The following is a 9,710-nucleotide window of genomic DNA, read 5'->3' as shown; positions in this document are numbered from 1 at the left end:
TGCGGGCCGGTGGGGGCTGGTCGCGCAGACAAAGAACTCAGCCCGCCCGCAAGGCATGTGGCAGCGTGCCCCAAGGGTGGGCCCCCTCGCCCGGGACCGCGCAGTGGATCGTGGCGCCTCGGGTGCGGGCCAGGTCGGCCACGGGGGCGTCGGGGGGCACGCCGTGGACGAGGTGGCACTGGCGGGTGCGGCCGGCTGTGAAGGGGGTTGGGCGGAGGCTGCGGTACGTGTCCCACGTGCCCTCGAAGGTGACGAGGACGTCGGCGAGGCGGGCGTACGTGGGATGCGGCGGCGCCCCGTGGTTGAGGGCGAGGGTGGTGCAGCCCGCGCCCCAGGCGGACGTGGCGAGCCGTTGGTAGTAGCCGAAGTCGCCGAGTCCTGACGTGACTTGGTCGAGGAAGGCGCCGTCCGTGCCGTACCAGTCGCGGTAGCGAGCGAGGTCCTGGACGACCTCCGCGCGCGGCCTGCGGCCGTAGTCGGTGTCGGTGTAGCCGAGCACCCGGACGTCCACCGCCCGCAGCCTCTCGGCGATCTCCGCGAAGGCCGGGTCCGGGCGCTCGCCGGGCCCACTGGCCGGGTTCAGCACGACCCCGTAGAGGCGGGGCGCGGCCTCGACGATCACCTCCCACTCGGCGGGGCGGACGGAGGGGTGCTCGTAGTACGGAACGAGGAGGGTGCTCATCTGTGGGCCGTCGCCCTTCCCAGTTGCCAGCAGACCAGCGTCGCCAGCACCGCGGCAGCGGCCCCGTACACGACGAGGCCGACCAGATGCGGGCTCACCCCGTCCGCGAGGAGCGCCCCGGCCTGGGCGAGCCCCGCGGCGCAGCAGATCACGGCGGCGCTCAGGACGGCGCCGAACGACTGGAGCAGCAGGCCGGTCCAGAGGACGACCCCGAGGAGCAGCAGGGCCGTCAGGCGTACGCCGTCGAGGCCGGGCGCGTGCGGCCACAGCGCGGCCGTGGCGAGGCTCAGCAGGAACAGCGCGGCGAGGTAGCCGCTGAGGCATTTGACGAGGGTGCCCGCGGTGGTGCGCCAGAACTCGCGCGAGGTGCTGCTGGAGCGCAGCCCGGCGAGGCTTCCGCTGCGGAACCGGTAGAGCAGCCACTCGGCGGGCCCCATGCTCAGCGTGAGCGCCACGGCGGCCGGCGCGGCGACCGCGGCGGTCGACGACCCGTCGGCCAGGACGTCGCCGAGCGCCACGAACACGACGAGGACGCCGCTGCCGAGGCCGAAGAAGGCGTACGGCAGGGAGCCGGCGAGCCAGGGCGAGGCGCTGCGCGGCCGTTTGGACTCATGGGCGCCACCGAAGGGCAGCAGGGCCGCGAACCCGGCGGACCAGCCGATCCGCGTCCCGTCCCCCGACTGCCGTACGGCCGGGGCGACTTCGATCGCGGCGAGCGCGCCGACGATACCGAGCGAGCCGAGCAGCAGGGCCAGTCTCGCGGCCTCGGGTACCGGCTGGGCCATCGCCAGTAGGGCACCGGCCGCCATGGGCAACAGGGCGGCGAGCAGGGCCCGTTCGCGGCCCATCACCAGCAGTACGGTGGCCGCCGCGAGGTAGCAGGACTGGCCGGCGGCGAAGGCGACCGCGCCGAGGTGGCCGGGGGCGACGGCGAGTGCGACGAGCGAGCCGAGCAGCGCGCCCGCGGGCGCCCCGACGAGGAGCGAGCGGCGGGAGGCCGCCTTGTCGCCCAACCCCAGCCAGGAGTAGGCCCGGTGGGCGAGCCCCTGGTTCCAGGTCCAGCCGCACAGGGCGCCGGCCAGCAGCGGGACCGTACCGGCGGGGAGCCCGAGGCCGTCCTGCGGGCCCGCGAGGAGCGGCGCCCCGAGGACGTAGCCGAGGCCGGGCAGCGCGAAGACGACGCCTCTCAACAGGCAGCCCAGCAGGCCGATTTCCCAGGGGTCGTGGGCCGGTCCCGCGGGTTCGGGGTGGCGGCGCTCGACCCGTTCGTACAGCTCCTCGGCGAGCGAGAAGGAGTCCTTGACGCCGTACTTCTCGCGTATCTGGTCGTCCGACATGCCGTCGGACTCCAGGAGAGCGGCTATCTCGTCCGGGTGGACGGCGGCGGCTATGAACTCCTCCAGGCGATTGGCGAGTTCGTCCACCGGGTCGGGCTCCGCCCAGCTGGGACGGCGTTGGCGCGGCACATAGGGCAGGGTGTCGGGCCGCGATCCTGGCGGCATCCGGATAGATCCGCTCACCAGCCGGTCCCGTCCGTCGCGACGGCCTGGTACCAGGGGTCGCGCAGTTCGAGGGTCCAGTCGGCGACGGTCTCCAGCGTGGGCTCGTACACCTCGGGCAGACCCGCGAGCTCCTGGTAGATGGTCCGGAACGCGTCCACGGAGCGGCGGAGCGTGAAGCGTTCGATGACGCGCTGGCGGGACAACCGGCCCAGTTCCAGGCGTCGTTCGTCGTCCCGCAGCAGGACGAGCGCGGCGGCGGCCATCTTCTCGGGCTCGCGCGGCGGCACTACGAGCCCGGTGTCGCCGACCGCCTCGCTGACGCCACCCACGTCGGTGGAGACCGTGGTCCGGCCGCACGACATGGCCTCGATGATCGAGAAGGGGAAGCCCTCCGAGATGGAGGAGAGCATCACGACGTGCCCGGCCGCGTAGGCCCGCCACACCTCGCTGATCCGGCCCTCGAAGGTGAGCCCGTCCGTGACGCCGAGTTCGGCGGCGAGCTTCTCCAGCCTGGTCTTGTACGCCTCTCCGCCGGGCGGTACCGGGCCGAACAACCGCAGCCTGGTCTCGGGGAGTTCGGCGCGCACCATGGCGTACGCGTGCAGCAGCGTTTCGAGGTCCTTGATCGGGTCGACGCGACCGCACCAGGTGAGCGTGGGCACGTCCGGCTCGGGTCCGGCGTGCGGGAAGGCGGCGGGGTCGACGCCGTTGTAGACGGTACGGATCTTGTCCGGGTCGGCGCCGCCGCGCTCTTCCCAGCGGCGGTTGTACTGGTTGCACGGGGTGATCAGGTCGGCCGTCTTGTAGCCGAGGGTGTTGAGCTCGCGGTAGAAGCCGAGCATCAGGGCCTTGACGGGCCACCGCTGTGCGTCGCTGCGGTAGCCGAGGTAGCGCTCACGCAGATAGATGCCGTGCTCGGTGAGCAGGAACGGGATGCCGTCCAACTGCCGTGCGGCCAGGGCGGGAAGAGTAGCCAGACCGCTTCCGGTGGCGTGCGAGACGGAGTTCTCGGGCAGCCGGACGCCCAGCGGGCGCAGCGCGTGCTCCAGCAGGTCGGTGGCGGTCAGCGCGTCGTGCACGGTGGGGCAGGCCTGGGCGATCCGGAGATGCGGCATGGTCCAGATCCACATCAGCGAGCGCAGCGCGGTCTCGGTGCGCAGGGCCGCCGACAGCCGTCCGTCACGGGCCAGTTGGGCGAGTTCGTAGAAGGCCTCTCCGAAGTCGCAGTGCGCCTCGGGGTCCAGGAAGGACAGCAGGAACCGCTCGTAGGTGTCGACGAAGCGGCGGCGGGCGGGGCCGCGCGGCGCGCGCCGGGACCCCTGCAGCGTGCCCCACAGCGGCACGGACGTGTGCTGATAGACGTTGCTCGGCAGCTCCCAGGTCACGGGTTCGCGGCCGTTGCCGGAGAGCGAGACGACGTTGAACCCGACTTCGGGCATCCCCTTCACGAGCTGGTCGCACCAGGTGCTGACCCCGCCGTGGACCAGTGGATACGTGCCCTCAGTGAGCATGGTGACATGACGGCCTGTGCTCATCATGCGTGTTCCCCCCTGGAACATTTCTTACGACTCGGTGGCGCGCCCCGGCCGGTCTTGGCCGGGGCGCGCGTCGTGCTGCGGCGCTTGTCTCCGTTATGCGGGCAGTCTCAGGGTGAGGGCTGTCTGCAGAGCGTCCGGCGTGGTCCAGGCCGAGCGCTCCCCCGCGTACGGCGTCCCGAACGCGGTGGTGCCGAGGAGCAGTTGCTTGAGTGTCCCTTCGGGTGCGGTCACCGGGATCTGGATCCCGGACGGGGCGTCGACGGTGACGGTCGTGCCGACGCGGTACGCCGTGACGTCACCGTCGGAGACGGCCTCCTGCCAGGCGGCGCGGCGCTTCAGCTCGGTGCCGACGGCGCTCTGCCGCGGGTTCTCCAGCGGGGCGTTGTCGGCGTAGAGCGCGCGGTAGTCGGCGAGCACCTTGTCCAGGACCGGGTAGAGCAGCCGGTCCTCGGCCAGGTTGGACTGGTGCACGTAGTGCGGGCGCGGGTCGTTGCCCACGGCGTGGCCGAGGGCGGTGCGGGCCTCCTGCGGGAGGATGTACGACTCGAAGCCGGTCGCCGTGTCGAGCGGGTCGTCGAGACAGGTCGACGTGGGGTTGTTCTCGCAGACGCCGCTGCCGCCGTCGGCCTTCGAGGTGTAGATCCAGTTGTACTCGTCGGCGATCTCCTCGGCCGTGCCCACGTTGTAGTACACGTTCATCGGGTAGCGGGGCACGGTCAGGGTGCCGCCCACCGAACGCTGCTGCGGTTCACGGGAGTTGTCGGAGGCGGTCCAGTCGACGCCGTTGTCCGCGAGGGCGCCCGCGAGGTTCGGGTTGTCGTCCGGCTGCTGCGGCAGGGACTTGAGGCCCGAGTGCTCGCCGGTCACCAACTCGCTGCTGTCGACGGGCAGTCCGTGGCTCGCCGCCCACAGGTTGTTGGCGCTGATCTCGGTCGAGATGTCGGCGCGGCTCACGTACCGGGTCGAGCCGTCGGCGTTCTTCGCGCAGCTCCACGGCACGGTGCTGGTGTCCTGGACGCAGCCGAGGAAGGGGTGCGTGTAGGTGTGGTTGACCCAGCGGTACTCGCCCTTGTCGGCGAGGAGTTGGTCGGTCAGCGCGTCGACGTCGCCGTTCTCGCTCTTCCACTCCTCCCCCGCCCCGGCGTTGTAGACCATGTCGAGGGTGAAGTCGCTGTCCCGCTGCCACTGCGCGGCGTACACCGCGTCGGCCGCGGTCATACGGATCGGCGTGGTCCCCTCACCGTCACCGCCCACGCAGTCGAAGTCGCCGGGTGTGCAGTTGCGTTCGGTGTCCCAGCGGCTGTCGGGCGCGAAGACGTCGTCGACATGGACAGAAAAATAGTTCCTGTTCTGACCGAGGTGTACGCCCTGCGTCAGCCATTCGACAATGCCGCGGGCAAGAACGCGGAACTGCTGCTGATAGTGGTTGTAGGCGAAGGTCACGACGAGTTCGCGGCGTCCGTCGTGCGCGTACTCGCCGACCAGGCTGCCGCGGCCGGTCCCGCCGGGCACGGCGGTGTCGACGTAGCTGGTGAAGCCCGCGCGGGGCCGGGCCACGTAGCCGTAACTCTCCTGGACCGAGGGCGAGTTGTCCTCGAATGCGAGGGGCCCGTCCAGGTAGCCGAAATAGCCCGCCCCGCCCTCCGTGGTGACCGCCGCCTCGCGGCCGTCGAGCGTTCCGGCCCAGCCGCCCGCGTCCGTGTAGTCGAGGCCGACCCCGGGGTGCGCCCAGGTGTAGGCGTCGACCTGGGGGATGCCGAAGGTCCTCTCGTACGCCTCCAGGGCCGTTTGCTCGGCCGAACCCGCCCCGAACGGCGCCTCGTTGGGCAGCACGACGCCCTGGTACTTGGCACGCGGTGTGCCGCCGGATCCGTCGGCCGGTTCGCTCAGGAACGCCTCGGTGATGGCCGGGCGGCCGGAGTCGTTCAGGTCGACGGTCGTATACGGGATGCCGGTGGTCTTCAGCTCCTCCGTGATGGCTTCCACGGGGCTGTCGCCGTTGTCGACGACGAGCACCTTCAGATCGATGCGCGGCTCCTCCGCCGCCGACGCTCCGGGGGCTCCCAGCCCCAGGCTCAGCAGACCGGCGGCCGCCATGACAGCGGCCACGTTTCTCCATCTGCGCGCACTCTGCGCCATGTTCGCCCCTCCCCCAACAAGATCCCCTGATGGTCAATTCGAGGAGGATCCGTGGAAAGCATGCAAAGCAACGAGTGGGTTACTCATCGCAAACAGCAGGAGTGTGGCTCAGGTCACAGAAGTGAAGGGTGATAAGTGGCCAGGCCACCACGCGGGGATGAACGGCCGCTGGAATGAGCGAAACGCGCCACCGCGCGTAGGCTCGTGCCCGGGACTCCACCGCCCCGGCCGACCTCACCCCTGACGGCCACAGCAACTCAATGGAAGCGAGATTTCACCACCGTGACTGCTCTCACTCTCAGCACCGCCGCGGCGCCCGGCCTGCGGGTCGACGCCATCGTCGTCGGTGTCGCCAAGGGCACCGGGCCCAAGTCCGGGGACCTGGTCGTGGCACCGGGCGCCGAGGCCGTGGACAAGGCGTACGACGGCAGGCTCGCCGGCGTTCTGGAGACCCTCGGCGCCTCGGGCGGCGAGGGCGAGGTGACGAAGCTGCCGGCTCCGTCCGGCTTCAAGGCACCGCTCGTGCTCGCGGTCGGTCTCGGTGCTCTGCCGGAGAAGGACGCGTCCTTCTCCGGGGAGACCCTGCGCCGGGCGGCCGGTGTCGCCGCACGTGCCCTCGCCGGTTCGAAGAAGGCCGCCTTCGCCCTGCCGATCGAGGACGCCGCCGACGCGGGCGCCGTCGGCGAGGGCGCGCTGCTCGGCGCGTACTCCTTCGACGTCTACAAGGAGAACGGCAAGAGCAACGACAGCGGGAAGGACGCCAAGAACGGCAAGGCCCCGCTCGCCGAGGTCACGCTGCTCGGCGGAAAGCCCCGCGACAAGGCGTTCAAGGCGGCCGTCGAGCGCGCCACCGCCGTGTCCGAGGAGCTGAACCGCGCCCGCGACCTCATCAACACCCCGCCGAACGACCTGAACCCGGAGGCCTTCGCGGCCGTCGCGCAGGCCGCGGCCAAGGAGCACGGCATCAAGGTGCAGGTGCTCGACGAGAAGGCCCTGGAGAAGGGCGGCTACGGCGGCATCCTCGGCGTCGGCGTCGGTTCCGCGTCCGCGCCCCGTCTGGTGAAGCTGTCGTACACCTCCTCCAAGGCCAAGAAGCACCTCGCCTTCGTCGGCAAGGGCATCACCTACGACTCGGGCGGCATCTCGCTGAAGCCGGCCGGGCACAACGAGACGATGAAGTGCGACATGAGCGGCGCCGCCGCCGTGTTCGCCGCGGTCGTCGCCGCCTCCCGGCTGGGCCTCGAGGTCAACGTGACCGGCTGGCTCGCGCTCGCCGAGAACATGCCCTCCGGTTCCGCGACCCGTCCCGGCGACGTGCTGCGCATGTACAGCGGCAAGACCGTCGAGGTCCTCAACACCGACGCCGAGGGCCGGCTCGTCCTCGCCGACGCGCTCGCCAAGGCCTCCGAGGAGACCCCGGACGCGATCGTCGACGTGGCGACGCTGACCGGCGCGATGATGCTGGCGCTGGGCAACCGGACGTTCGGCGTCATGGCGAACGACGACTCGTTCCGTACGGCGGTGTACGAGGCCGCCGAGGAGGTCGGCGAGGCGGCGTGGCCGATGCCGCTGCCGGACCACCTGAAGAAGGGGATGGACTCCCCCACCGCCGACATCGCCAACATGGGCGAGCGGTACGGCGGCGGACTGGTCGCCGGCCTCTTCCTCAAGGAGTTCGTCGGGGAGGGGATCACCTGGGCGCACCTGGACATCGCCGGGCCCGCCTTCAATGAGCAGGGGCCCTTCGGTTACACGCCCAAGGGCGGGACGGGGTCGGCCGTACGGACGCTGGTGCGGCTGGCCGAGCTGACCGCCTCGGGCGATCTGGGCTGATCGCGCCCACTCCGCGGAGCCGCACTTCGGACTCAGCCCCGCGCCCCTCGACGGGCGCGGGGCCCGCGGTAAACGCACTGCCGTGTGATCGATCAGACGTCTCACTGCCCGGCCCGGCGTCCCGCTCGGCGCCGACAGGTGCGAAGATGGGTTCTCGGCAGGACAGGGCCCACCTCAGGGCCGAAGAAAGAGCGGCCGGACACCAGCCGCCGCCCGGTCGACGCAGACCGGCGTACGGCGCACATGCATGGAGGACGTGACGTGGCGAACGACGCCAGCACCGTTTTCGACCTAGTGATCCTCGGCGGTGGTAGCGGCGGCTACGCCGCGGCCCTGCGCGGAGCGCAGCTGGGCCTGGACGTCGCCCTGATCGAGAAGAACAAGCTCGGCGGCACCTGCCTGCACAACGGCTGCATTCCCACCAAGGCCCTGCTGCATGCCGGCGAGATCGCCGACCAGGCACGCGAGGCGGACCAGTACGGTGTCCTGACGACTTTCCAGGGCATCGACATCAACGCCGTCCACAAGTACAAGGACGACGTGATCAGCGGCCTCTACAAGGGCCTGCAGGGCCTCGTGGCCTCGCGCAAGGTGACGTACATCGAGGGTGAGGGCCGTCTGTCGTCCCCCACCTCCGTGGACGTCAACGGCCAGCGCATCCAGGGCCGTCACGTGCTCCTCGCGACCGGCTCCGTGCCGAAGTCGCTGCCGGGCCTGGAGATCGACGGCAACCGCATCGTCTCCTCGGACCACGCGCTGAAGCTGGACCGCGTCCCGCAGTCCGCGATCGTGCTGGGCGGCGGCGTCATCGGCGTCGAGTTCGCCTCCGCGTGGAAGTCCTTCGGCACCGACGTCACGGTCATCGAGGGTCTCAAGCACCTCGTGCCGGTGGAGGACGAGAACAGCTCCAAGCTTCTTGAGCGCGCCTTCCGCAAGCGCGGCATCAAGTTCAACCTCGGCACGTTCTTCGAGAAGGCCGAGTACACGCAGGACGGCGTCCGCGTGACCCTGGCCGACGGCAAGACCTTCGAGGCCGAGATCCTCCTGGTCGCCATCGGCCGCGGGCCGGTCTCCGCCGGTCTCGGCTACGAGGAGCAGGGCGTCGCGCTGGACCGCGGCTACGTCCTCGTCGACGAGTACATGCGCACGAACGTGCCGACCATCTCGGCCGTCGGTGACCTGGTCCCGACGCTCCAGCTCGCGCACGTCGGCTTCGCCGAGGGCATCCTGGTGGCGGAGCGTCTCGCCGGTCTGAAGACCGTTCCGATCGACTACGACGGCGTGCCCCGGGTGACGTACTGCCACCCCGAGGTCGCCTCCGTGGGCATCACCGAGGCCAAGGCCAAGGAGATCTACGGTGCGGACAAGGTCGTCGCTCTGAAGTACAACCTCGCGGGCAACGGCAAGAGCAAGATCCTCAAGACCGCGGGCGAGATCAAGCTCGTCCAGGTCAAGGACGGTGCCGTGGTCGGCGTCCACATGGTCGGCGACCGCATGGGCGAGCAGGTCGGCGAGGCCCAGCTGATCTACAACTGGGAGGCGCTGCCGGCCGAGGTCGCGCAGCTCATCCACGCCCACCCGACCCAGAACGAGGCGATGGGCGAGGCCCACCTCGCTCTGGCAGGCAAGCCGCTGCACTCGCACGACTGACCGACCCTCGGTCGAAACACATCGCCGCGACGACACAGACTTCCGCAATTCGTAAGGAGCAACCGAAACCATGGCGGTTTCCGTAACCCTTCCGGCGCTCGGCGAGAGCGTCACCGAGGGCACTGTCACCCGCTGGCTGAAGGCCGAGGGCGAGCGCGTCGAGGCCGACGAGCCGCTGCTTGAGGTGTCCACCGACAAGGTCGACACCGAGATCCCCTCCCCTGCCGCCGGCGTGCTCGCCTCCATCAAGGTCGCCGAGGACGAGACGGTCGAGGTCGGCGCCGAGCTGGCCGTCATCGACGACGGCTCCGGCGCACCCGCCGCCGCCCCGGCCCCCGCTGCCGCCGAGGCTCCGGCCCCTGCGGC

7 protein-coding genes are annotated in these 9,710 nt (G+C 70.8%); 3 read left to right on the top strand and 4 right to left on the bottom strand.

Annotation, left to right across the window (positions count from 1 at the left end; genetic code table 11):
- Positions 1–37 precede the first annotated feature (37 nt).
- From AOK17_RS46675 to AOK17_RS46660, 4 genes are all read right to left on the bottom strand, one after another.
- Complete coding sequence (locus AOK17_RS46675; protein WP_055618703.1) at positions 38–682, bottom strand: spherulation-specific family 4 protein; 645 nt, start codon at positions 680–682, stop codon at positions 38–40.
- Positions 679–2,202, bottom strand: a complete 1,524-nt coding sequence (locus AOK17_RS46670) for a hypothetical protein (protein ID WP_055618702.1) — start codon at positions 2,200–2,202, stop codon at positions 679–681. The genes AOK17_RS46675 and AOK17_RS46670 overlap by 4 nt, the downstream gene beginning before the upstream one ends.
- Complete coding sequence (gene pelF, locus AOK17_RS46665; protein WP_055618701.1) at positions 2,199–3,722, bottom strand: GT4 family glycosyltransferase PelF; 1,524 nt, start codon at positions 3,720–3,722, stop codon at positions 2,199–2,201. Before pelF ends, AOK17_RS46670 begins: the two co-directional genes overlap by 4 nt.
- A 93-nt stretch (positions 3,723–3,815) precedes the next feature.
- A complete protein-coding gene (locus tag AOK17_RS46660) occupies positions 3,816–5,861 on the bottom strand; it encodes a hypothetical protein (RefSeq protein WP_055618700.1) in 2,046 nt (681 codons plus the stop codon).
- A 282-nt stretch (positions 5,862–6,143) separates the two neighbouring features.
- Here AOK17_RS46660 and AOK17_RS46655 point away from each other — a divergent pair, with 282 nt between their 5' ends.
- The 3 genes from AOK17_RS46655 to AOK17_RS46645 all read left to right on the top strand — a co-directional run.
- Positions 6,144–7,694 carry a leucyl aminopeptidase gene (locus AOK17_RS46655; protein ID WP_055618699.1) on the top strand — a complete coding sequence of 517 codons (1,551 nt, stop codon included), beginning with the start codon at positions 6,144–6,146 and terminating at the stop codon, positions 7,692–7,694.
- Positions 7,695–7,955: 261 nt separating this feature from the next.
- Positions 7,956–9,344, top strand: a complete 1,389-nt coding sequence (gene lpdA / locus AOK17_RS46650; RefSeq protein WP_055618698.1) for a dihydrolipoyl dehydrogenase — start codon at positions 7,956–7,958, stop codon at positions 9,342–9,344.
- A gap of 70 nt (positions 9,345–9,414) precedes the next feature.
- Positions 9,415–9,710, top strand: a 296-nt coding sequence (locus tag AOK17_RS46645) for a biotin/lipoyl-containing protein (protein WP_342671576.1), incomplete at its 3' end; no start/stop codon positions are given.

It is taken from the genome of Streptomyces phaeochromogenes (genome assembly GCF_001418655.1).
Taxonomy (GTDB): Bacteria; Actinomycetota; Actinomycetes; order Streptomycetales; family Streptomycetaceae; genus Streptomyces; species Streptomyces phaeochromogenes.
Note: the sequence above shows the minus strand (reverse complement) of the source record. Positions and strands in the feature narration are given on the sequence as shown.